Origin of the sequence: Streptomyces sp. NPDC052043 (assembly GCF_044548235.1) — a bacterium.
Taxonomy (GTDB): Bacteria; Actinomycetota; Actinomycetes; order Streptomycetales; family Streptomycetaceae; genus Streptomyces.
On sequence record NZ_JBIUBT010000004.1, the window covers coordinates 85,865 to 108,178 of the forward strand.

23 protein-coding genes are annotated in these 22,314 nt (G+C 72.3%); 9 read left to right on the top strand and 14 right to left on the bottom strand.

Annotated elements, in window-relative coordinates; all coding sequences use genetic code 11:
* Window positions 1–12 precede the first annotated feature (12 nt).
* Window positions 13–1,287, bottom strand: a complete 1,275-nt coding sequence (locus ACIHCX_RS11640) for an MFS transporter (protein WP_400028756.1) — start codon at window positions 1,285–1,287, stop codon at window positions 13–15.
* A gap of 63 nt (window positions 1,288–1,350) precedes the next feature.
* On the opposite strand from ACIHCX_RS11640, the gene ACIHCX_RS11645 reads away from it, so the two are divergent.
* Window positions 1,351–2,304 (top strand): LysR substrate-binding domain-containing protein, encoded by a 954-nt coding sequence (locus ACIHCX_RS11645; RefSeq protein WP_400028757.1) that lies wholly within the window; start codon window positions 1,351–1,353, stop codon window positions 2,302–2,304.
* A 12-nt stretch (window positions 2,305–2,316) separates the two neighbouring features.
* On the opposite strand, the gene ACIHCX_RS11650 is transcribed toward ACIHCX_RS11645, so the two are convergent.
* Entirely contained in the window at window positions 2,317–3,078 is a 762-nt protein-coding gene (locus ACIHCX_RS11650) for an alpha/beta hydrolase family protein (RefSeq protein WP_400028758.1), read from the bottom strand.
* Between the two features lie 126 nt (window positions 3,079–3,204).
* Between ACIHCX_RS11650 and ACIHCX_RS11655 the strand changes: the two genes are divergently transcribed.
* The 4 genes from ACIHCX_RS11655 (at window position 3,205) to ACIHCX_RS11670 (ending at window position 6,393) form a co-directional block, all read left to right on the top strand.
* The gene (locus ACIHCX_RS11655; protein ID WP_400028759.1) at window positions 3,205–3,366 is read left to right on the top strand and encodes a toxin-antitoxin system HicB family antitoxin; all 162 of its coding nucleotides are present in this window, start codon (window positions 3,205–3,207) and stop codon (window positions 3,364–3,366) included.
* Entirely contained in the window at window positions 3,363–4,571 is a 1,209-nt protein-coding gene (locus tag ACIHCX_RS11660) for an RNA-guided endonuclease InsQ/TnpB family protein (protein ID WP_400028760.1), read from the top strand. Before ACIHCX_RS11655 ends, ACIHCX_RS11660 begins: the two co-directional genes overlap by 4 nt.
* A 176-nt stretch (window positions 4,572–4,747) precedes the next feature.
* Complete coding sequence (locus ACIHCX_RS11665; RefSeq protein WP_400028761.1) at window positions 4,748–5,911, top strand: adenosine deaminase; 1,164 nt, start codon at window positions 4,748–4,750, stop codon at window positions 5,909–5,911.
* A 128-nt stretch (window positions 5,912–6,039) separates the two neighbouring features.
* Window positions 6,040–6,393: an ATP-binding protein gene (locus tag ACIHCX_RS11670; protein WP_400028762.1), complete on the top strand. Its 354-nt coding sequence runs from the start codon at window positions 6,040–6,042 to the stop codon at window positions 6,391–6,393.
* Between the two features lie 118 nt (window positions 6,394–6,511).
* Here ACIHCX_RS11670 and ACIHCX_RS11675 read toward each other — a convergent pair whose 3' ends face one another.
* The 5 genes from ACIHCX_RS11675 to afsQ1 all read right to left on the bottom strand — a co-directional run bounded on the left by ACIHCX_RS11675 (window position 6,512) and on the right by afsQ1 (window position 10,348).
* Window positions 6,512–6,712: a PspC domain-containing protein gene (locus ACIHCX_RS11675; protein ID WP_400028763.1), complete on the bottom strand. Its 201-nt coding sequence runs from the start codon at window positions 6,710–6,712 to the stop codon at window positions 6,512–6,514.
* A 65-nt stretch (window positions 6,713–6,777) separates the two neighbouring features.
* Window positions 6,778–7,359: a VanZ family protein gene (locus ACIHCX_RS11680; RefSeq protein WP_400028764.1), complete on the bottom strand. Its 582-nt coding sequence runs from the start codon at window positions 7,357–7,359 to the stop codon at window positions 6,778–6,780.
* Window positions 7,360–7,473: 114 nt separating this feature from the next.
* Window positions 7,474–8,082, bottom strand: a complete 609-nt coding sequence (locus tag ACIHCX_RS11685) for a hypothetical protein (RefSeq protein ID WP_400028765.1) — start codon at window positions 8,080–8,082, stop codon at window positions 7,474–7,476.
* The gene (locus ACIHCX_RS11690; RefSeq protein ID WP_400028766.1) at window positions 8,079–9,674 is read right to left on the bottom strand and encodes an ATP-binding protein; all 1,596 of its coding nucleotides are present in this window, start codon (window positions 9,672–9,674) and stop codon (window positions 8,079–8,081) included. Before ACIHCX_RS11690 ends, ACIHCX_RS11685 begins: the two co-directional genes overlap by 4 nt.
* Window positions 9,671–10,348 (bottom strand): two-component system response regulator AfsQ1, encoded by a 678-nt coding sequence (afsQ1, locus tag ACIHCX_RS11695; protein WP_100569907.1) that lies wholly within the window; start codon window positions 10,346–10,348, stop codon window positions 9,671–9,673. The genes ACIHCX_RS11690 and afsQ1 overlap by 4 nt, the downstream gene beginning before the upstream one ends.
* Before the next feature lie 194 nt (window positions 10,349–10,542).
* Here afsQ1 and ACIHCX_RS11700 point away from each other — a divergent pair, with 194 nt between their 5' ends.
* Window positions 10,543–11,355: a SigE family RNA polymerase sigma factor gene (locus tag ACIHCX_RS11700; RefSeq protein WP_400028767.1), complete on the top strand. Its 813-nt coding sequence runs from the start codon at window positions 10,543–10,545 to the stop codon at window positions 11,353–11,355.
* Window positions 11,356–11,665: 310 nt separating this feature from the next.
* Here ACIHCX_RS11700 and ACIHCX_RS11705 read toward each other — a convergent pair whose 3' ends face one another.
* Window positions 11,666–12,301: a uridine kinase gene (locus ACIHCX_RS11705; RefSeq protein WP_400028768.1), complete on the bottom strand. Its 636-nt coding sequence runs from the start codon at window positions 12,299–12,301 to the stop codon at window positions 11,666–11,668.
* Between the two features lie 127 nt (window positions 12,302–12,428).
* Here ACIHCX_RS11705 and ACIHCX_RS11710 point away from each other — a divergent pair, with 127 nt between their 5' ends.
* The gene (locus tag ACIHCX_RS11710) at window positions 12,429–12,827 is read left to right on the top strand and encodes a hypothetical protein (protein ID WP_400028769.1); all 399 of its coding nucleotides are present in this window, start codon (window positions 12,429–12,431) and stop codon (window positions 12,825–12,827) included.
* 112 nt (window positions 12,828–12,939) lie between these two features.
* Here ACIHCX_RS11710 and ACIHCX_RS11715 read toward each other — a convergent pair whose 3' ends face one another.
* From ACIHCX_RS11715 to deoC, 3 genes are read right to left on the bottom strand one after another with little or no spacing between them, the layout of a single operon-like run.
* Entirely contained in the window at window positions 12,940–13,857 is a 918-nt protein-coding gene (locus ACIHCX_RS11715; RefSeq protein WP_400028770.1) for an aldehyde dehydrogenase family protein, read from the bottom strand.
* Entirely contained in the window at window positions 13,850–15,286 is a 1,437-nt protein-coding gene (locus tag ACIHCX_RS11720) for an aldehyde dehydrogenase family protein (protein ID WP_400029215.1), read from the bottom strand. Before ACIHCX_RS11720 ends, ACIHCX_RS11715 begins: the two co-directional genes overlap by 8 nt.
* Before the next feature lie 22 nt (window positions 15,287–15,308).
* The gene (deoC, locus tag ACIHCX_RS11725; protein ID WP_400029216.1) at window positions 15,309–16,259 is read right to left on the bottom strand and encodes a deoxyribose-phosphate aldolase; all 951 of its coding nucleotides are present in this window, start codon (window positions 16,257–16,259) and stop codon (window positions 15,309–15,311) included.
* A gap of 146 nt (window positions 16,260–16,405) precedes the next feature.
* Here deoC and ACIHCX_RS11730 point away from each other — a divergent pair, with 146 nt between their 5' ends.
* A complete protein-coding gene (locus ACIHCX_RS11730) occupies window positions 16,406–17,101 on the top strand; it encodes a PH domain-containing protein (RefSeq protein WP_400028771.1) in 696 nt (231 codons plus the stop codon).
* Window positions 17,102–17,331: 230 nt separating this feature from the next.
* Here the strand turns inward: ACIHCX_RS11730 and ACIHCX_RS11735 are convergent, their stop codons facing one another.
* The 3 genes from ACIHCX_RS11735 to ACIHCX_RS11745 all read right to left on the bottom strand — a co-directional run bounded on the left by ACIHCX_RS11735 (window position 17,332) and on the right by ACIHCX_RS11745 (window position 20,728).
* On the bottom strand, window positions 17,332–18,996 hold the full coding sequence (locus ACIHCX_RS11735) for a phospho-sugar mutase (protein ID WP_400028772.1): 1,665 nt from the start codon (window positions 18,994–18,996) through the stop codon (window positions 17,332–17,334).
* Between the two features lie 322 nt (window positions 18,997–19,318).
* Window positions 19,319–20,143: a purine-nucleoside phosphorylase gene (locus ACIHCX_RS11740; RefSeq protein WP_400028773.1), complete on the bottom strand. Its 825-nt coding sequence runs from the start codon at window positions 20,141–20,143 to the stop codon at window positions 19,319–19,321.
* Between the two features lie 147 nt (window positions 20,144–20,290).
* Window positions 20,291–20,728: a gamma-glutamylcyclotransferase gene (locus ACIHCX_RS11745; RefSeq protein ID WP_400028774.1), complete on the bottom strand. Its 438-nt coding sequence runs from the start codon at window positions 20,726–20,728 to the stop codon at window positions 20,291–20,293.
* A gap of 105 nt (window positions 20,729–20,833) precedes the next feature.
* Here ACIHCX_RS11745 and ACIHCX_RS11750 point away from each other — a divergent pair, with 105 nt between their 5' ends.
* Window positions 20,834–22,306: an NAD(P)H-quinone dehydrogenase gene (locus ACIHCX_RS11750; protein WP_400028775.1), complete on the top strand. Its 1,473-nt coding sequence runs from the start codon at window positions 20,834–20,836 to the stop codon at window positions 22,304–22,306.
* Window positions 22,307–22,314 lie beyond the last annotated feature (8 nt).

Sequence of the window (22,314 nt, forward strand, 5' to 3'; positions counted from 1 at the left end):
AGGTGAGGGGATTCAGGCGGGCACCGGCGTCCGCCGCGCCGCGACCCGCGCCGCCCGCGACCCGAGCACCGTGATCGTCACGACGCCCAGGACGGCCAGCAGGCCGACCCCGACCGTTCCCGCCCAGCCCTGCGCGTGGAAGGCCATGGCGCCCACCGTGCTGCCCACGCTGGAGCCGACGTAGTAGGCGGACTGGTAGAGGGCCGAGGCCTGGGCGCGGCCGTGCGTCGCCGTCCGGCTGACCGCCGAGGAGGCGACCGCGTGACCGGCGAAGAAGCCCGCGGTGATCAGGACCAGGCCCAGCAGGACCAGCGCGACCGAGTCCAGCAGGGAGACCAGCAGACCCGCCGCCGTCGTGGCACCCGCCAGGTACAGGGCGCCCCTGCGGCCCAGGCGGCCCACCAGCCGGCCCGCCGTCGACGCCGACACCGTGCCCACCAGGTACACCAGGAAGATCGAGCCGATGATGCCCTGCGGCAGGGAGAAGGGGGCCTCGGTCAGGCGGTAGCCGATCACCGTGTAGACGCCGCCGAACACCGTCATGAACAGCGCGCCGATCACGTACAGGCGGCGCAGCAGCGGATCGGCGAGGTGGTCGCGGACCGAGCGGGCAAGGACCCGGGGGCGCAGCGAGCCCGCCCTGAAGTGCCGCGGTGCCGGAAGCAGCAGGCGGAAGGCCACCGCGCAGCCCACCGCGATCACCCCGACCACGCCGACGGCCACCCGCCAGCCCCACTCCTGGGCGACCCAGCCGGTGATGACCCGGCCGCTCATGCCCCCCACGCTGTTGCCGGCCACGAACATGCCGATCGCCGTGACCAGGGCCCGGGGCCGGACCTCCTCCGCCAGATACGCCTGCGCCGAGGCCGGCAGCCCGGCGAGGGCCGCGCCCTGGAGCCCCCGCAGCACGACCAGCGCGCCCAGCGACGGCGCGAACGGCACCAGCAGACCGACGACCACCGCGACCGCCAGCGAGGCCGTCATGACCGTACGCCGCCCGAAACGCTCCGACAGCGCGCTTGCCGGGAGCACGAACAGCGCCAGGCCGCCCGTCGCGGCGGCCACGGTCCAGCTCGCCTCGCTCGCCGCCACGTGGAAGTCGCCGGAGATCAGCGGCAGCAGGGCCTGGGTGGAGTACAGCAGCGCGAAGGTGGCGACACCCGCGAGGAACAGGGCGAGGCTCATCCGGCGGTAGCCGGGGCCGCCCGGAGTCATACGGGAGTCGGAGTCGGGGACTGAGGCGACGGCGCCCACGGTGGTGAGCGCCCCGGTATCGGCGGGAGTCATACAGCGACCGTAGGAACGCCCGCACTCATCCGTCCAATGCACGGACTCGGCATAATCGTTCCCATGGTGCATCAGCCGAGGTCGCAGCCCCGCCTGTCACAGACCGGTGACACAGAAGACATCGTCGCGTTGCTGGCGCCCCGCCTCGCGCACTTCGCCGGCGTGGCCCGCACCGAGCACGTCACCCGGGCCGCACAGGAGATGCGGGTCCCGCAGTCGACGCTCTCGCGGGCCATGGTCCGGCTGGAGCAGGACCTCGGCGTCGACCTCTTCGCCCGCCGGGGCCGCACGGTCTCCCTGACCCCCGCCGGCCGCACCTTCCTCACCTCCGTGGAACGCGCCCTCGCCGAGATCGAGCGCGCCGCCGACGAGGTGCGCGCCGACGCCGACCCGGCCACCGGCAAGGTCGCCTTCGGCTTCCTGCACACCATGGGCGCCGAGACCGTACCCGGCCTCATCCACGCCTTCCGCGCCGACCACCCCCGGGTCCGCTTCAGCCTCGTGCAGAACTACGGCGAGGCCATGCTGGAGGGACTGCGGGCGGGGGAGCTCGACCTCTGTCTGACGTCCCCGGTGCCGGACGCCCCCGACCTGGTCGCCCGCCGCCTCGACGAGCAGAAGCTGCGCCTGGTCGTCCCCGCCGACCACCGGCTCGCCGCCCGCCGCCGCATCCGCCTGGCCGAGGCCGCCGAGGAGTCCTTCGTGACCCTGGAACCCGGTTACGGCCTGCGGCGCATCACCGACGCCCTGTGCCGGGAGGCGGGCTTCACCCCGCGGGTCGCCTTCGAGGGCGAGGAGGCCGAGACCCTGCGCGGCCTGGTCGCGGCGGGCCTCGGAGTCGCCCTGCTGCCCCCGCCGGCCTTCCCCCGGCCCGGAGTCGCCGAACTGACGGTGACGGCCCCGCGCGCGGTCCGGGAGATCGGCGTGGCATGGCTGGCGGGCCACCCGGACACCCCGCCGGTGGCGGCCTTCAAGAAGTTCCTGCTCGCCAAGCGCGGCACGCTGCTCCCCGCCTGAGCGCGAAGAACGCTACCGCCGCAGCGTCCTGCCGAACCCGGCCGCCAGCGGCATCCGCAACCCCAGGGGCGGCGGAGCCGCCAGCGCGTCCTGCACCGGCCGCGAGAACACCCGCCCGAACAGGGAGCCCATGACGAAGTCCGCAGTGAGCGCGAGGACTTCGTCCCGGTACTGACGCAACCCGTGCCCGTCGGCGTGCACTTCGAACCGGCACACGTCCCGGTTGGCCTTCTTCGCCCGCTCGGCGAACCGGAAGGACAGCTCGGGATCGGTCCGTTCGTCGTTCGTGCCGTGCACGATCAGCACCCGGCGCCCGGCGAGCTGCCTGACCGGTTCGGGCGTGGCCGCCACGTCCGCCTCGGGCAGCCAAGGAGCTATGGCCACCACGGAGTTGACGGTCTCGTGCCCGGCGGCGTGCAGCGCGGCCCGGCCGCCCATGTCGAGGCCGGCCAGGCACACCGGCACGTCCCCGTAGCGCCGTACGACCTCCTCGACGGCCCACGCCGCGTCGCGGGCCTGATGCGCCTCGTCGCCGTTCCAGCCGCGGTAGCGGTAGTGCACCACGTGCACGGCCAGGCCCTCCGAGCGCCCCGCACCGGCCAGTCGGCGCCCCAACGCGCGCACCGAGGCGGTCGCCCGCACCGGCGAGGGCCTGCGGGTGGACACCTCCTGGCCGCCGGGGAGCAGCAGCACCGCTCCGCTCACCGTCCCCGGCTCCGGGCCGAGCGTCCTCCCCAGCCGGGCCGTGCGAACCGGCGTCGCTTGGTGTGCCATCAGATTCCTTTCGAGCGGACCGCCGGCTTCGGCCGGTTGGGGAATCGAGGCCGCGATTGCGCTGCAGAGCAGCGTGGCATCCAATCCCGAATATGACCAACCGTCAAAAGTGGTAGCTTTTTGGTCGTGGCTAGAGGTGACCGCCGGGAGTCGCTGAACCTTCGCGTGCCCCCGGATTTGAAGCGGCAGGTCGAGGAGTATGCCCACCGGTCGGGCATCTCGCTCAACGCTGCTGCGTGCGTTCTCCTCGCCGAAACCCTGCGCCTTGAGCGGAGGCGCAGGGGGTGATCCGCGCGTACAAGTTTCTTCTGCGTCCCACCCTGCGTCAGGCGGCCTCGCTGGCTGAGATGTTGCGAGACCACTGCTCCCTGTACAACGGCGCACTGCAGGAGCGTCGGGACGCCTACCGGCACGCCTCGAAAACCACCGTTCGGTATGGCGACCAGTCCGCCCAGCTCAAGGAGATTCGGGCATTCGACCCGGAGCGTCAGGGCCGCTGGTCGTACTCCTCCCAACAGGCCACCCTGCGGCGGCTGGACAAGGCGTTCGCCGCGTTTTTCCGCCGAGTGAAGGCCGGGCAGATTCCCGGCTACCCACGGTTCAAGGGTGTCGGACACTTCGACACCGTTGTGTTCCCGAAGGACGGAGACGGCTGCCGCTGGGACTCCACCCCGCACGATCCGCAGACCCGCGTCCGCCTTCAGAGCGTCGGGCACGTTCGCGTGCACCAGCACCGGCCCGTGAAGGGTCGTGTGAAGACGATCGCGATCAAGCGGGAGGGTAACCGCTGGTACGTACTCCTGTCCTGCGACGACGTGCCTGCTGAGCTCCTGCCGCCCAGCGGTGCCGTGGTCGGCATCGACATGGGTACCGTGCACTTCCTGACCACCTCGGACGGTGTACACGTCGCCAACCCGAGGTTCCTCAACGCGATGGCCGAGGACCTGGCCGAGGCCCAACGGCACCTCGCCACGTTCCCCAAGTGCACCCGGCGGCGCACCAAGAAGCATCGCGCCGCCGCTCGAAAGGTGGCCAAGCTCCACGCGAAGATCCGCAGGCAGCGCGTCGACTTCCACCACAAGACCGCGAACGCGCTGATCCGCGACCACGATGTGGTTGCGCACGAGCGGCTCAACACTGCTGGCATGACGAAGGCGCCAGCGCCCAGGCCCGACCCCGAGGCGCCTGGCGCCTTCCTGTCGAACGGCGCCGCCGCGAAGGCCGGGCTCAACCGCAGCATCCTGGACGCGGGCTGGGGGCAGTTCCTGACGATCCTGGCGAACAAGGCTGAAAGTGCCGGTCGCCTCGTGATCGGAGTGGACGCCCGCAACACCTCCCGCACGTGCCCGGCGTGTGGGCATGTCGCAAAGGAGAATCGCGTCACCCAAGCGAAGTTCCAGTGCGCGGCGTGCGGCTTCACCGCCAACGCTGACCGCGTCGGCGCGACGAACGTCCTCAACAGGGCCGGGCTGGTCCTCTGCGACGTGGCCTAGCCACCGTTGCAGGGAGCCCGCGCGTTCACGCGTGGGTGGAGTCACGACAGAACAGTGTCAGAAGCACCGGTGTACGCCACCCGTCCGGGCGGTCACCGTTACATATCGACGAATGTGTACACCCGATTATCTACGCGCGTAGGAGTGAGAGCCCGGAAAGGAGTTAGAGTGCCGAAATGACGAGCCAGACTGCCCACCGGGGGGACACCCCGAGCTCGGACCAGATCCGCCGGGCGCCCAAGGTTCTGCTCCACGACCACCTCGACGGCGGGCTCCGCCCGGGAACCGTCGTCGACCTGGCCCGCACGTCGGGCTACTCCGCACTCCCCGAGACCGACCCGGACAAACTCGGCCTGTGGTTCGGGGAGGCCGCCGACTCCGGCTCCCTGGAACGGTATCTGGAGACCTTCTCGCACACCGTCGGCGTGATGCAGACCCGCGACGCCCTCGTCCGGGTCGCCCGTGAGTGCGCCGAGGACCTGGCCGAGGACGGCGTCGTCTACGCCGAGGTGCGCTACGCCCCCGAGCAGCACCTGGAGGGCGGGCTGAGCCTGGAGGAGGTCGTCGAGGCCGTCAACGAGGGCTTCCGCGAGGGTGAGCGGGCCGCCCTTGAGAACGGTCGGCGGATCCGGGTCGGCGTCCTGCTGACCGCGATGCGGCACGCGGCCCGCGCCCTGGAGATCGCCGAACTGGCCAACCGTTACCGGGACTCGGGCGTGGTGGGCTTCGACATCGCGGGCGCCGAGGCCGGTTACCCGCCCACCCGGCACCTGGACGCCTTCGAGTACCTGAAGCGGGAGAACAACCACTTCACGATCCACGCCGGCGAGGCCTTCGGACTGCCGTCCATCTGGCAGGCGCTCCAGTGGTGCGGCGCGGACCGGCTGGGCCACGGCGTGCGCATCATCGACGACATCCAGGTCCACGAGGACGGCACGGTCGAACTGGGGCGGCTGGCCTCCTACGTCCGCGACAAGCGCATCCCGCTGGAGCTGTGCCCGAGTTCCAACCTCCAGACCGGGGCGGCGCCCTCGTACGCCGAGCACCCGATCGGACTGCTGCGCCGGCTCCACTTCCGCGCCACGGTCAACACGGACAACCGCCTCATGTCCCACACCAGCATGAGCCGGGAGTTCGAGAGGCTGGTCGAGGCGTTCGGATACACGCTCGACGACATCCAGTGGTTCTCCGTCAATGCGATGAAATCAGCATTCATTCCTTTCGATGAACGACTGGCGATGATCAATGACGTGATCAAGCCCGGATATGCGGCGCTGAAATCCGAATGGCTGTTCCAGCAGACGGCTTCCACCAGGGGTTTCTCGGCTTCGGACGGCTGATCGGCGGATTTGGGGACACATCCGGGCCGCATATTCCGTACGTATTTCGATGTTTGCGGCGGGCGGCTCGGCATGCTTACGGTCGTGAACCGCTCGGTTCCCTGTCTTCCACCCAAGGACGCGTTTTCATGAAGCAGTCTGCCGCCAAGTCCCTCGGTGTCGCCGCCCTCGGCGCGGCCTTCGCCGCCGCCGGCGCGGGCGCCGCGAACGCCGCGCCGGCCCTGCCGGACGCCGGCCAGGCACTCGGCACCGTCAGCAAGGCGCTCCCGACGGAGAACGTCACCCGCACGCTGCCCGGGGCCGGCCCGGCGCTGAACCAGGCCAAGCCCGCGATGCAGTCGGGTCTCGCGGCCGCGCAGCCGGCCGCCCAGGGCCTGCTCCAGAACGGCCCGACCAAGCCGGTCGCCGGTCTGCTCGGCGGACTGCCGGTGCAGGGTCTGCCCACCCACGGCCTGCCCCTGAACGGGCTGCCGCTGGGCTGAGCCGCCTTCCCCCCGCGGACACCGGCACGGCTGGGGCGCACCTCCTGGTTCAGGAGGTGCGCCCCAGCCGTGCCGGTGTCTCCGTGTCCCCGTGTCGCGGACTGCGGGTGCGCGGTGTTCACCAACCGCTGCCGGCCGTCTCCTCGGAGGGCAGCAGGATCCACAGCGCGAGGTAGACCAGGAACTGCGGGCCGGGCAGCAGGCAGGACAACAGGAAGATCACGCGCATCGTCGTGGCGGAGGTGCCGAAGCGCCGAGCCAGCGCAGCGCACACTCCGCCGAGCATGCGGCCGTGGGTCGGGCGGGCGAGGGCGGTCATGGTCGACTCCTTGGTGGGCTGTCGGTGCGGGGCCGCTCCGTCGGCCGCCCCGTCCGTCTTCCACGTTAGGGAGACGAAGGGGGCAGAGCGTCGCTCCACGGGGCGAGGCCGACCCTGGGAATCGTCGGGGTGCGCCCCTGAGGCGGGTCCTCCTGGCGAGGGGCGGTCCGCTCCCGGCGCTCCGCCCCGCGGCGGAGGCGCGAGCGGCCCGCGGGGACGACCGTGAGATGCGCGAGGGCCACGCCCACGGAGTTCAGCAGGAGTGTGTCGACGTCCACCACCCGGCCCGGTACGCCCGTCTGAAGCAGGGCGATGCCCAGGGAGACCAGGGTGCCGGCGGCGACCGTGCGGAACAGGGACCCGACCGGGGAGACCTGGAGGCTGCCGTGCGTCATCGGCAGCAGGACGCCCAGCGGCGCCAGCAGCGCCAGTCCCTCGCCGATGCGCCGGGCCGCCTCGGGCCAGCCCAGCGCGAGGTCGGCCCGGACGGTGGCGAGCGGACGCAGGTTGGGCGGCATCACCCAGGGAACGTCCAGCGGACGCAGCGTGAGCCAGGCGACGAGCGCGAGGTGGGCGACGAGGAGGACACCCCCTGTCGCGCGGACGTGGATCGCGGCGCTGCCGCAGCTGGAGCCTTGACGCTGCACGCCACCCAAGACGCGGCCCCCGGCACGATCGGTTCCGGCGGGACGGCACACTCCGTGGTGAGTGCCGCGCCACACCCGCGCGTGCCGCCCGCGTGCCGCCCGTGGCCCCCGGATTCAGCCGTCGGCCACCTGGGTCGACGGGGGGAGCGTGGTGCCCGGGCGGGAGCGGAGTTCCGCGGTGCACTCGTAGCGGCGCAGGCCCGTGTCGCCCGGGCCGCCCAGGACGACCGAGCCGTCACCCTCGGCGGCGGCCGAGTCGGACAGCGTGCACACGATCTGCGCGAGGGCGTACAGGGCGAGGCCGGCGGGCGCGCTGCTCAGCCGGAGCGTGTCGGCGGGGTCACGGGGATGCGGACCCTCGACCCTGAGACCGCCCGGAACGTGCGTGGTGTACCCGGCCTCCTTCTCACCGGCCGACGGCGGCTCGGTGAGCTGGTCGATCAGCGCCTGGGCCACGATCACCCGCCGCCGCGCGTCCGCCGTGCCGTCCGGCACCCGTACCGTACGGTCGACGGCCACCAGCGACGAGCCGCACAACAGGAACACCTGGACGGGCATGCCGCGCGCGGACTGGACGGTCAGGTCGGGCTGGGACAGCGAGCACGGCACGCGGGAGGGCGCGCCGCCGAAGTCCGTGGGCACCTCGGTGGGCCGGATGCCGCACCCGGCGAGCAGCAGGCCCAGGGCGGTCAGCGCCGCCGGCAGCAGTCGGCGCGCGTTCATCGGACAACTCCCTTCGAGCCGTTGTCCTCGTCCTGCTCGCGCTCGGTCCGCTCCGCGAGCGACGAGGCGTCCTGCGGCAGCCGCAGCGTGAACACCGCTCCGCCCTCGGGCGAGTTGGCCGCGGTGATGCCGCCGCCGTGGATGTGCGCGTTGTTCAGCGCGATGGACAGTCCCAGGCCGCTGCCCTCGGAGCGCGGCCGGGACGCGCTCGCCTTGTAGAAGCGGTCGAAGACGTGCGGCAGGACGTCCTCGGGGATGCCGGGCCCGTGGTCGCGCACCTCGATGACGATCTCGGCGGGCCGCTGCGCGTCCTCGGCCGACTCGCGCACCGAAACCCGCACCGGCGAGCCGCCGTGCTTGAGCGCGTTGCCGATCAGGTTGGCGAGGATGACGTCCAGGCGGCGCGGGTCGAGCCGGGCGTGGATGCCGCGCTCGGCGTCCAGGTCGACGGCGTCCAGCCAGGCGCGGGCGTCGATGCAGGCGGTGATCTGGTCGGCGATGTCGACGTCGTCCAGCACCAGCCGGGCCGTGCCCGCGTCGAAGCGGGTGACCTCCATCAGGTTCTCGACCAGGTCGTTCAGCCGCCGGGTCTCGCTGACGACGAGCCGGACCGCCGGTTCGATCATCGGGTCGATGCCGCCGCCCTCGAATTCCAGCTCCTCCTCGAGGACCTCCGTCACGGCGGTGATGGCGGTCAGCGGCGTACGCAGTTCATGGCTCATGTCCGCGACGAAGCGGCGGGAGGACTCGTCGCGTGCGGCCATGTCGGCGACCCGTTTCTCCAGCGCCTCGGCCGCCTTGTTGAACGTGCGGGACAGGTCGGCGAGTTCGTCGGTGCCGGACACCCGCAGCCGGGTGTCGAGCTTGCCCTCGCCGAGCCGGCGCGCGGCGACTCCCAGCCGGTGCACCGGCTTCAGCACCGTCGTGGCGGCGGCCTGGGCGAGCAGGGCGGCGCCGACGAGCGCCAGGCCGGTGGCGATGCCCAGGGACCAGGCCAGCGAGTTGAGGTCCTTGGCCTCCGGCTCCAGCGACTTGAGCATGTAGCTGGTCGGGCCGCCGCCGATCACCCGGGTGCCGGCCACCAGGTACGGCTGGCCGTGCACGACGATCCGCTGCCAGTACAGGTGGTAGGGCGCCTTGTTGGCGGAGGTGAGCGGCTGCTGCCTGTTCACCGCGGTGCGCAGCGAGGCGGGCACGTCCTCCAGCGAGAAGCCGTTCAGCCCGCCGGAGTTGCCGTACAGCGTTCTGCCGTTCGCGTCCTGGCCGACCAGCAGCACGACGAAGCGCTGGCTGCTGCCGGCCATCTGCCCGGCGGTGTGCTGGAGCTGGTCCTGCGTGGTGTGCACAGGCAGCGCGCCCGCGCGGTTCTGCACCTCCTGCTGGAAGTCGCGCAGCGCCGCGTCCTGGGCGCGGGTGAGCACCGCCTCGCGGTTGAGCCAGTACGCGATCCCGGACGCCGACACGGCCGCGGTCAGCGCGACCAGCGCGAAGACGACGACCAGCCGCAGGCGCAGACTGGTGAACCGCAGCCGGGACAACGTTCCCCTGCGCCCCGAGGCCCAGCTCCGGAGCCCGCTGTGCTCGTCGGTCACTGAGGCGCGTCCAGGCGGTAGCCGACCCCGCGCACGGTGCGGATCAGTGTCGGGGACGAGGGCACGTCCTCGACCTTGGCGCGCAGCCGCTGCACACAGGCGTCCACCAGCCGTGAGTCACCGAGGTAGTCGTGCTCCCACACCAGCCGCAGCAGCTGCTGCCGGGACAGCGCCTGACCGGGCCGGCGGCTCAGCTCCAGCAGCAGTCTCAGCTCGGTCGGGGTCAGCTGGAGGTCCTCGCCGTTCTTCGTCACGGTCATCGCCGCGCGGTCGATGACCAGGCTGCCGAAGGTCGCCGCGTCGTTCGCCTCCCGCTCGCCGCGCCGCAGCACGGCCCGGATCCGGGCGTCCAGCACGCGCCCCTGCACGGGTTTGACCACGTAGTCGTCGGCTCCGGACTCCAGTCCGACCACCACGTCGATGTCGTCGCTGCGCGCGGTGAGCAGAATGATCGGCAGCTGGTCCGTGCGCCGGATGCGCCGGCACACCTCGAACCCGTCGATGCCGGGCAGCATCACGTCCAGCACGATCAGGTCCGGCCGCTGCTCGCGCAGCAGCTTCAGACCGTCCTCGCCGCTGGCAGCGGTGGCCACCCGATGCCCCTGGCGCGTCAGTGAGAGCTCCAGGGCCGTCCGGATGGCGTCGTCGTCCTCGATCAGCAACAGGGAAGGCACGGGCTTCATTCTGGCCCATGCGGGGGCGGTGTTTCGACACCCGTACGGCGACCAGCGCCCGGTACCGGGCCGCGCGCCTCTGTGACAGGTCTGTGACAGTCGGCGGACACGGTCATGAAGTGGCCACGGCAAGCTCGTCGGCACGGGGCAAGGAAGCAGGACGGAAGACCGGAACTCCACGACGGGGGGCGCGAATGAACACGCTGCACAGCACCAGCCACAGCGCAGTGGTCACGCGTCTGCACGACGTGGCCCGGTCGCCGGAGAAGTCCGGTGCCGTGAGCGGGCGGGGGTGCGCTCGCGGCACCGGGCGTCAGCACACCGCGTATGCGCAGCAGGGTCTTCAGCCGCGCATGACGGTGGTTGACGCGAACACGGGGGAAGAAGCGGGGGAAACACCGGGGGGAGCACCGGGGGAAATACACGGGGGAACCGCGTACGGGGAGGGCTCGGGGGAGCGCCGCACGCCGACGGGGACGCTGGACGCCGAAGCGGCGTTCACCGCCTACGTCCAGGAGCGCCGCGCCTCCCTGTACGCAACCGCCTACCACCTCACCGGCGACCGCTTCGAGGCCGAGGACCTGCTGCAGAGCGCGCTGTTCTCGACCTACCGGGCGTGGGACCGGATCAGTGACAAGGCAGCCGTCGGCGGATACCTCCGCCGCACCATGACCAACCTGCACATCAGCGCCTGGCGGCGCCGCAAGCTCAACGAGTACCCGACCGAGGAACTGCCGGAGACGCCCGGCGACACGGACGCCATGCGCGGCACCGAGCTGCGCACCGTCCTGTGGCAGGCGCTGGCCCGGCTGCCCGAGCTCCAGCGCACCATGCTGGTCCTGCGCTACTACGAGGGCCGTACGGACCCGGAGATCGCGGACATCCTCGGCATCAGTGTCGGCACGGTGAAGTCCAGCATCTGGCGGTCCCTGCGCCGGCTGCGTGATGACGAGGTCCTCAGCTTCGGCCGTGACCGTGAGGAGTCCTTCGGCGAGCTCGTCGCCTGAACCGACCGAAGGGCAGGGGGACCCCGGGGGACCGGGGGAAGGAAAGACCGGGGAACCACGGGGGTAACGGGGACTCCGGAGACCGGGGGGAACACGGGGGAAGTACGGGGGACACGGGGGAACACCACGGGGGAGCGTGGGGGAGCACCAAGGAAGCGGGACTGGAGGACCGGGGGGTCTGTCCAGTCCCGCTTTCGCGTGTTTCACGCGCGTCGACGTGCGCGGGGGCGTACGGGGTACGAGAGGGGCGTACACGGTGCGTGCGAGGTGCGTATGCACCCGCGTCCCGTGCGCCCCCGTCCCGTGCCGGTTACGCGGCCGTCCGCGTCTGCGCCTGCCGTCCCGCCGCCGCGGCGGCCAGCCGGCCGAGGGCCTCGTCCCGGTCGCAGGCGTGGGCGCCCAGCGCGACCTGACGGGCGACGATCGACCGCTCGGCGCGCATCAGCCGCCAGCCCCGGCGCAGCAGGAACGGCACCGACTTGCGGCTTTCCTTCAGGTCCCGCGCGAAGCGCCGCCGGAAGGTCGTGACCGGCCCGCGGTTCAGGCACAGCGCGTCGGCCAGGACGCCGAGTTCCCGGCAGCGTGCCACGATCTCGGCGGCGAAGATGCCCTCGGCGATGAACAGCGGGGTGCGGCCGATGTGCAGCGTGTCCTCGCCGGTGCGGACGCTCAGCGAGATGTCGTACACCGGCACGCTCGTGGTGCCCGTCGCGCACAGCCGGCCGATCGCCGCGACCGCGACGTCCGCGTCCCACGAGCCGGGGTGGTCCCAGTCGATGTCCGAACTCCCCGCCACCAGCGGCAGGGTCGGGTCCCCGGCTTCCTTGTAGAAGTCGTCGAGGCGCAGCACGGGCAGTCCGGAGCGGGCGGCGACCAGGGACTTGCCCGAGCCGGAGGGGCCGCACAGCAGCACGACGCGGGCGGGAGACGCGGGATGAAGGCTCACGGAACACCAGTTTGACGCATGGTGGCCCGCCTGTTGACCCCGCGGGTCGGCTTTGGAACGTGGCTTACGTCTCAACTACCGTGTGCACTGTTCCCGTTACCCAGCGCAGCAGAAGGTGGCATCAGCAATGGCACGACACGCGTCCCTCCCCCGCTCCACCGCCCGGCGCGCCCTGGTCGCCGTCGCGACCGCCGGGGCCGCCCTGGGCGTGGGCGCGTCGGCGGCGTCGGCGGAGATCCTCCCGGGCGGCGGTGAGGGCCACCTGCTCAGCTCCCTCGGCCGGGCTGACACGCAGTCGGGTGTGCGGGCGCTGACGGGCACCGTCGGCCACACCACCGGAACGGTCACGGCCCTCAAGCCCAACCCGCTCGCGGGCACCGGCGTCGACCCGCTCGACAACGGCGTCGGCACCCAGCTCGCCGACTTCCGGCCCGTCAGCTCGAAGATGCTCACCGGCCCGGTGGCCCAGGCCCCCTCGGTGGGCGCCGTGCCGGTCGTCGGCGGGCTGCTCGGGTCGGTGCGCTGACCGGAGCGCACGCGCCGACCAGAGCGCACGCGGAGAGCCGCGCCTCCCCCGGACGGAGGGGAGACGCGGCTCTCGTCCGTGTGGGGCGCCGCTGTCGGGCGCCCCGGGCCGCTCAGTACGACGAGCCGGAGGCGCCCAGGGAGCCCGTGGGGTGCCAGACCGTCTTGGTCTCCAGGAAGGCCGTCATGCGGTCGATGCCCGGCGTCGCGGCGTAGTCCACAGGCTGTGGACGAAGGACGCGCTTGAGGTTGTCCGCCGCCGCGATCTCCAGTTCCTTCGCCAGCGTCTCGTCGGCGCCGGTCAGGTCGATCGCGTTGACGTCCTGGTGCGCGGCCAGCGGCGCGGCGATCTCCGCCGTACGGCCGGACAGGATGTTGACGACGCCGCCGGGCAGGTCGGAGGTGGCCAGCACCTCGCCCAGCGACAGCGCCGGAAGCGGGGCGTTCTCGCTCGCGATCACCACGGCCGTGTTGCCGGTCGCGATCACGGGGGCGATCACCGAGACCAGGCCCAGGAAGGACGACTCCTGCGGGGCGAGGACCGCGACCACGCCCGTCGGCTCGGGGGAGGAGAGGTTGAAGAAGGGGCCCGCCACCGGGTTGGCGCCGCCGACCACCTGGGCGATCTTGTCGGTCCAGCCCGCGTACCAGACCCAGCGGTCGATCGCCGCGTCGACCTGCGCGGCCGCCTTGGCCTTGGACAGGCCCTCGGCCTCGGCGACCTCGCGCACGAACTGCTCGCGGCGGCCCTCCAGCATCTCGGCGATGCGGTAGAGGATCTGGCCCCGGTTGTACGCGGTCGCGCCGGACCACGCCCCGAACGCCTTGCGCGCGGCCACGACCGCGTCACGGGCGTCCTTGCGGGACGACCGCGGTGCGTTCGCCAGCCAGTTGCCCTTGGAGTCGCTCACCTCGTACACCCGGCCGCTCTCGGAACGCGGGAACTTGCCGCCCACGTACAGCTTGTAGGTCTTGAGGACCGAAAGCCGCGGTTCGGTCGTCGCCCCAGACTTCTCGGACTTCTCAGACATCGAGGTACGCCTCCAGGCCGTGGCGGCCGCCCTCGCGGCCGAAGCCCGACTCCTTGTAACCGCCGAACGGCGAGGTCGGGTCGAACTTGTTGAACGTGTTGGACCAGATCACGCCCGCGCGGAGCTTGCTCGCCACCGCCAGGATGCGCGAGCCCTTCTCGGTCCAGATGCCCGCCGACAGGCCGTACTGCGTGTTGTTGGCCTTGGCCACGGCCTCCTCAGGGGTGCGGAAGGTCAGCACGGACAGCACCGGGCCGAAGATCTCGTCGCGGGCGATGGTGTGGGCCTGGGTGACGCCGGTGAACAGCGTCGGGGCGAACCAGTAGCCGGACGAGGGGAGTTCGCAGGCCGGGGACCAGCGCTCGGCGCCCTCGGCCTCGCCCTTCTCGGCGAGCGTGGTGATCCGGGCCAGCTGCTCGGCGGAGTTGATCGCGCCGATGTCGGTGTTCTTGTCCAGCGGGTCGCCGAGGCGGAGCGTGGACAGCCGGCGCTTGAGCGAGTCCAGCAGCTCGTCCTGGATCGACTCCTGCACCAGCAGCCGCGAGCCCGCGCAGCAGACCTGGCCCTGGTTGAAGAAGATGCCGGTCACGATGCCCTCGACGGCCTGGTCGATCGGGGCGTCGTCGAAGACGATGTTGGCGCCCTTGCCGCCCAGTTCGAGGGTGACCTTCTTGCGGGTGCCCGCGACCGTGCGGGCGATCGCCTTGCCGACGGCCGTGGAGCCGGTGAAGGCGACCTTGTTCACGTCCGGGTGCGCGACCAGCGCGGCGCCCGCGTCACCGTAGCCGGGGACGATGTTGACCACGCCCTTGGGCAGGCCCGCCTGGCGGCAGATGTCCGCGAAGAACAGCGCCGACAGCGGAGTGGTCTCCGCCGGCTTGAGCACGACCGTGTTGCCGGTGGCCAGCGCCGGGGCGATCTTCCAGGCCAGCATCAGCAGGGGGAAGTTCCAGGGGATGACCTGGCCGGCCACGCCGAGCGGCCGGGGGTTCGCCCCGAAGCCCGCGTGGTCCAGCTTGTCGGCCCAGCCCGCGTAGTAGAAGAAGTGCGCGGCGACCAGGGGCAGGTCGGCGTCGCGGGTCTCCCTGATCGGCTTGCCGTTGTCCAGCGTCTCCAGGACCGCCAGCTCACGGCTGCGCTCCTGGACGATGCGGGCGATGCGGAAGAGGTACTTGGCACGCTCGGAGCCGGGCAGCGCCGACCACGTCCCGAAGGCCTTGCGGGCGGCCTTCACCGCGCGGTCGATGTCGGCCTCGCCGGCCTGGGCGACCTCGGAGAGCACCTCCTCGGTGGAGGGGCTGACCGTCTTGAAGACCCGGCCGTCGGCCGCGTCGGCGAACTCGCCGTCGATGAACAGGCCGTAGGACGGCGCGATGTCGACGATCGAGCGGGACTCGGGCGCCGGTGCGTATGCGAAGGGGGAAGGCACGTTTTCCATGTCCATGGGGTTCTCAGTCCACCGTCACGTAGTCGGGGCCGGAGTAGCGGCCGGTGGCCAGCTTCTGACGCTGCATCAGCAGGTCGTTCAGGAGCGAGGAGGCGCCGAAGCGGAACCAGTGGTTGTCCAGCCAGTCACCGCCGGCGGTCTCGTTGACCAGGACGAGGAACTTGATCGCGTCCTTGGAGGTGCGGATGCCGCCGGCCGGCTTCACGCCGACCTGCACGCCGGTCTGCGCCCGGAAGTCACGGACGGCCTCCAGCATGAGCAGCGTGTTGGCCGGGGTGGCGTTGACGGCGACCTTGCCGGTGGAGGTCTTGATGAAGTCGGCGCCCGCCAGCATGCCGAGCCAGCTCGCGCGGCGGATGTTGTCGTACGTCGACAGCTCGCCGGTCTCGAAGATGACCTTCAGGCGCGCGGAGGTCCCGCAGGCCTCCTTGACCGCGACGATCTCGTCGTACACCTTCAGGTACTTGCCCGCGAGGAACGCTCCGCGGTCGATGACCATGTCGATCTCGTCGGCGCCCGCGGTGACCGCCTCGCGCACGTCCGCCAGCTTGACGCCCAGCGACGCCCGGCCGGCCGGGAAGGCGGTGGCGACCGAGGCGACCTTCACGGCCGAGCCGGCCACGGCCTCCTTCGCGGTGGCCACCATGTCGGGGTACACGCAGACCGCGGCCGTGGCGGGGGCCGTACGGTCCGTCGGGTCGGGGAGGACCGCCTTGGCGCCGAGCGCCCGGACCTTGCCCGGGGTGTCCGCGCCTTCCAGCGTCGTCAGGTCGACCATCGAGATGGCGAGGTCGATCGCGTACGCCTTCGCGGTGGTCTTGATGGAACGGGTGCCGAGAGAGGCGGCGCGCGCCTCCAGGCCGACCGCGTCGACGCCGGGCAGCCCGTGCAGGAAGCGGCGCAGTGTGCTGTCGGACGCGGTGACGTCAGCGAGAGGGGGTGCAGTGGTGGGCATGGTCACCAGACGAGCATATCTACGCGCGTAGCAGCTGTACACCCCCGGGACTCGTCTTGTGACCCTGACGGTGACCGTGCGGTGACCATCCCGTGCTCCGGCACCGCGGATGAGGGCGCCCGCGCACGTCGGGCAGAATCGGGGCCATGACGACGCCCGAGCACGAACCCCCCGCGCCGCAGCCCGCCTCCCCCGAGTACGAGGACCGGGTCCACCGGTCGTCCGCAGGCATCGCGGGCGGTGTCCTGCTGCTCGCCATCATCGGGTGGCTGGGCATCGACGCGATGGTCGTCGGGGAGGGCCGCACGCCGTGGCTGGCGCTGGCCGGGATGATCCTCGCGGTGCCGCTCGTGGTGGCCTTCACCCTGCGGCCCGCCGTGTACGTCAGCCGTGATCGGCTGCGCGTCCGCAACCCCTTGCGCGTGATCGTGCTGCCCTGGGGCCAGGTCGCCGGGCTGCGCTCCGGCTACTCGAACGAGGTGCTGGACCGGTCCGGCACCAAGTACCAGCTGTGGGCCGTGCCGGTCTCGCTGCGGGGGCGCAAGCGGGCCGCCCGCCAGGAGGCGCGGGCCGCCGCCAGGGGCGAGCGGGCCGCGGGGGCGGGCGGGCGCGCCGGCGGTGCCTTCGGGTTCGGCGGGCCGGGCCGCGGGCAGGCCGCGGGCGGCGACGGGCCCGTCCGCGTGGCCGGCGACCAGTTCATGGACGACCTGCGCGAGCTGCGGGACACCCGGGAGAACGCCGAGACGGCCCAGGGCGAGGTGACGGTCCGCTGGGCGTACGAGATCGTGGGTCCGGCGCTGGCCGGCGCGGTGCTGCTGGCGATCCTGATCGCGCTGGGCTGACGCACGCGGCGGTAGGCCGCTACGGCGGTACCTCTCTCGCCGGCACGTCGGTACGCCACCACCGGCACCTCCCCCGCCGATACATCGGTACGTCGGTACGGCTGGGACGTCTCCCGGTGGTGCGGGCGGCGCGTCCGTGGGCCGGGCCGCACGGGCCGGAACGGGTGTCCCTCCGTCGGAGGGACACCCGTTCCTTTTCGCTGCGGGCGGATGCCCGTCCGCGCCGCGGGTCAGATGCCCGCCGCGGCCGACAGGTCCCGCTTGATCGACGCCAGGAGGGCGTCGGCCTCGGCGCGGGCCGCGGGGAGGCCGACGTGGTCGCCGACCGGGATCACGACCTCCAGGTAGCACTTCAGCTTGGGCTCCGTGCCGCTGGGGCGGACGATGACGCGGGCGCCGTCGAGGGTGTAGCGCAGGCCGTCCGTGGGGGGCAGCCGGTCCGTGCCCCGGGTGAGGTCCTCGGAACGGGTGACGGGCAGGCCCGCGAGCGCGGTCGGGGGCTGCTCGCGCAGGCGGCGCATCGCGTCGGCGATCAGCGAGAGGTCCTCGACGCGGACCGAGAGCTGGTCGGTGGCGTGCAGGCCGTGCTCGACGGCGAGGTCGTCCAGCAGGTCGAGCAGGGTGCGGCCCTCCTCCTTGAGCCGGGAGGCCAGCTCGGTGATCAGGAGCGCGGCGGTGATGCCGTCCTTGTCGCGTACGCCGTCGGGGTCGACGCAGTACCCCAGGGCCTCCTCGTAGCCGTAGCGCAGCCCCTCCGCGCGGGCGATCCACTTGAAGCCGGTGAGCGTCTCCTCGTGGCGCAGGCCCGCCTTGCGGGCGATGCGGCCGAGGAGGGAGGAGGAGACGATCGACTCCGCGAAGGTGCCGGTCACGCCGCGGGAGACCAGGTGGGCGGCGAGCAGGGCGCCCACCTCGTCGCCGCGCAGCATGCGCCAGTCGGCGCCCTGCCTGACGGCCACCGCGCAGCGGTCGGCGTCCGGGTCGTTGGCGATGACCAGGTCCGGGTCGCTCGCGCGGGCCGCGGCGAACGCCAGGTCCATCGCGCCGGGCTCCTCCGGGTTGGGGAAGGCGACGGTCGGGAAGTCCGGGTCCGGCTCGGCCTGTTCGGCGACCAGGGTCGGGGCCGGGAAGCCGGCCCGGGCGAACGCGGCGAGGAGGGTGTCCTTGCCGACGCCGTGCATCGCCGTGTAGACGGTGCGGGCCGTGCGGGGCGAGCCGGGGGCGAGGACCGCGTCCGTACGGGCCAGGTAGGCCTCCAGGACGGAGTCGTCGAGGACCTCCCAGCCGGAGTCCGGGCGCGGCACCGCGGTGAGCGTGGTGATCGCGTCGATCTCGGCGGCGATCCCGGCGTCCGCCGGCGGCACGATCTGGGAGCCGTCGCCCAGGTAGACCTTGTAGCCGTTGTCGCGGGGCGGGTTGTGGCTGGCGGTGACCTCCACGCCGGCGACCGCGCCCAGGTGCCTGATGGCGAAGGCGAGGACCGGGGTGGGCAGGGGGCGGGGGAGCACGGCGGCACGCAGTCCGGCGCCGGTCATGACGGCGGCGGTGTCCCGGGCGAAGTCGGCGGACTTGTGCCGGGCGTCGTAGCCGATGACGACGAGTCCGGCGTTCTCGTCCCCGTGGGCGGTCCCGTTCGCCTTCAGGTACGCGGCGAGGCCGGCGGCGGCGCGGATGACGACGGAGCGGTTCATGCGCATGGGGCCGGCGCCGAGTTCGCCGCGCAGGCCGGCGGTACCGAACTGGAGCGTGCCGGCGAAGCGGGCGGCCAGCTCCTCGATGTTCTCGGTGTTTTCGGTGGTCGCGGTTTCGAGGAGCCGGGCGAGTTCGTCACGGGTCTCGGCGTCGGGGTCCTCGGCCAGCCACGCCTTGGCCCGTGCGATGAGGTCGTCGTGCACGTGGGATCAGCCTCTCGTGAGTTTGTCGGCCTGGGCCGTCTGCCTCCGGCGGGTCGGAGCCGGGGCCTCTGGGATGCGGTGGGGGAGCGGGGCCGTGGGCGCCTCGGGCCGCCGCGCGCTCGGGCGTACCGCCCGGAGTCCCGAGGTCGGGGCCGTCGAGGTCGCGCCGGACGGAGACCGCCGGGTGGTCTCCGCCGGACGGGACCAAGTGTGCGGCAGGCCACCGGCGCACCCGTCGGCCCCTTCCGCCGTCCGGCGGCCCGCCCCGCGTCGAGGGCGCCGCCGGACGTCGGGCGTGGCGCGCGGGCGCCGGAGCCGGGCTTTACAGGCGGCCCAGCACCTGGGTCAGGAGCGAGCCCATGCGGGCGGCGCTGTCGCGGCCCGCCTGGAGGACCTCCTCGTGGTTGAGGGGTTCGCCGGTCATGCCCGCGGCGAGGTTGGTCACCAGGGAGATGCCCAGGACCTCCGCGCCCGCCTCGCGGGCGGCGATCGCCTCCAGGACGGTGGACATGCCGACCAGGTCCGCGCCGATGGTGCGGGCCATGCGGATCTCCGCCGGCGTCTCGTAGTGCGGGCCGGGGAACTGGGCGTAGACGCCTTCCTCGAGGGTGGGGTCGACCTCCTTGCACAGGGCGCGCAGGCGCGGGGAGTACAGGTCGGTGAGGTCGACGAAGTTGGCGCCGACGATCGGCGAGGTGGCCGTCAGGTTGAGGTGGTCGCTGATCAGCACCGGCTGGCCGGGGCGCATGCCCTCGCGCAGGCCGCCGCAGCCGTTGGTGAGCACGATCGTCTTGCAGCCGGCCGCGACCGCGGTGCGTACGCCGTGGGCCACGGCGGCCACGCCCCGGCCCTCGTAGTAGTGGGTGCGCCCCAGGAAGACCAGCGCGCGTCTGTCCCCGATGGTGTACGAGCGGATCTTGCCGCCGTGGCCCTCGACCGCGGGCGGCGGGAATCCGGGCAGCTCGGTGACCGGGAACTCGGCGTCGGGGGTGCCCAGGGCGTCGACGGCCGGTGCCCAGCCGGACCCCATCACGAGGGCGACGTCGTGGGACTCGGCACCCGTGAGTTCGCGCAGGCGCGCGGCGGCGGCGTCGGCGGCGGCGTGGGGATCGCCCTGGATGTCGTCCGGAAGAAGAGATGCGTTCACGCGGATGAGCGTAGCCGGAATTCGCCTACGCGCGTAGATGCCTATGGTCACGGCAATGCGATCGTTGTCTTGTCGTTTCCGACGAGAGGGGTGCCGGAGGGGTCGGTTCCGGTCCCGGTCAGGCTTTCCGGAGCCCCGCGCCGCCGCTCAGCACGGCCGCTTCCGCAGCTCCATCACGTAGTCGTGGGGCGCCCCCGCCGACTCGGCCGCGTCCGCGATCTCGCCGAGGTAGCGGGCGGAGGGCAGGCCGCCCTCGTAGGCGTTGAGGACGTAGACCCAGGCCGGTTCCTCGCCGTCCAGGGTGTGCACGCGCACGCGTGCGCGCCGGTAGAGGTCCAGGCCCACGCCGACCCGGCGGTCGAGGGCCTCCTCGTCCATCGGGGCGATGTCGTACAGGGCCACGAAGACCTGGGAGATCGGATCCTCGACGAGGGTCGCCAGCGCGCCCTCCCAGCCCATCTGCTCCCCGCCGAAGGTCAGCCGCCAGCCGTTCAGCCAGCCCGTGGCGCGCAGTGGCGAGTGCGGGGCGCGCAGGGACATCAGCCGCGCGTCGAGATTGCCGGCGTATGCGGCATAGAACGACATGGGTCGAGCGTACGGCAGCCTCGCACCCGCCTCAGGTGTCCCAGGGGCAACGTGAGACCACCGTGCCGTGCCCCGGGGCCGTAGCACCTTGAACGGTGCGGGACAATGGAGTACGTGACTCGGATCGTGATCATCGGTGGTGGACCCGGCGGCTACGAAGCGGCGCTGGTGGCGGCGCAGCTCGGCGCGGAGGTGACCGTCGTCGACTGCGACGGTCTGGGCGGAGCGTCGGTGCTGACCGACTGCGTGCCGTCGAAGACCCTTATCGCTACGGCCGAGGTGATGACCACCTTCGACTCGTCGTACGAGGAACTGGGCATCACCGTCGCCGACACCGACGCCGACGGCGGTCCCGCCCCGGAGCTGCCGGCGGAGCAGGCCGGCCGGGTGGTGGGTGTCGACCTGGGGAAGGTCAACCGCCGGGTGAAGCGGCTGGCACTCGCCCAGTCCCACGACATCACCGCCTCCGTGACGCGGGCCGGCGCCCGGGTCGTGCGCGGGCGCGGCCGGCTGGAGGGCATGCAGGCGCTCGACGGGTCGCGCACGGTCGTCGTCAGGGCGGCCGACGGCAGCGAGGAGAGGCTCACCGCGGACGCCGTGCTGATCGCGACCGGCGGCCACCCGCGCGAGCTGCCCGACGCCCAGCCGGACGGCGAGCGCATCCTCAACTGGACCCAGGTCTACGACCTCGACGAGCTGCCCGAGGAACTCATCGTGGTCGGCTCCGGTGTCACCGGTGCCGAGTTCGCCGGCGCCTACCAGGCGCTCGGCTCGAAGGTCACGCTGGTGTCCTCCCGCGACCGTGTGCTGCCGGGTGAGGACCCGGACGCGGCCGCCGTCCTGGAGGACGTCTTCCGGCGCCGCGGCATGAACGTCATGGCGCGCTCGCGGGCCGCCGCGGCCAAGCGGGTCGGGGACCGCGTGGAGGTGACGCTGGCGGACGGCCGGGTCATCACGGGCAGCCACTGCCTGATGGCTGTCGGCGCCATCCCCAACAGCGCCGGGCTCGGCCTGGAGGAGGCCGGCGTCAAACTGCGCGAGTCCGGTCACATCTGGACCGACAAGGTGTCGCGGACGACGGCTCCGGGCGTGTACGCGGCCGGCGACGTGACCGGGGTCTTCGCCCTGGCGTCGGTGGCGGCGATGCAGGGGCGCATCGCGATGTACCACTTCCTGGGCGACGCGGTGGCCCCGCTGAACCTGAAGACGGTCTCCTCCAACGTCTTCACCGACCCCGAGATCGCCACCGTCGGCTACTCGCAGGCCGACGTGGACGCCGGCAAGATCGACGCCCGCTGCGTGAAGCTGCCGCTGCTGCGCAACCCGCGCGCCAAGATGCAGGGCATCCGGGACGGCTTCGTCAAGATCTTCTGCCGTCCGGGCACGGGGATCGTGGTCGGCGGCGTGGTCGTGGCCCCGCGCGCCTCGGAACTGATCCACCCCATCTCGATCGCCGTCGACAACAACCTGACGGTCGAGCAGATCGCGAACGCGTTCACCGTGTACCCCTCGCTGTCGGGTTCGATCGCCGAGGTGGCACGGCAGTTGCACACGCGCAAGGCGACCGGCGAGGCGTAGGCGCGTCC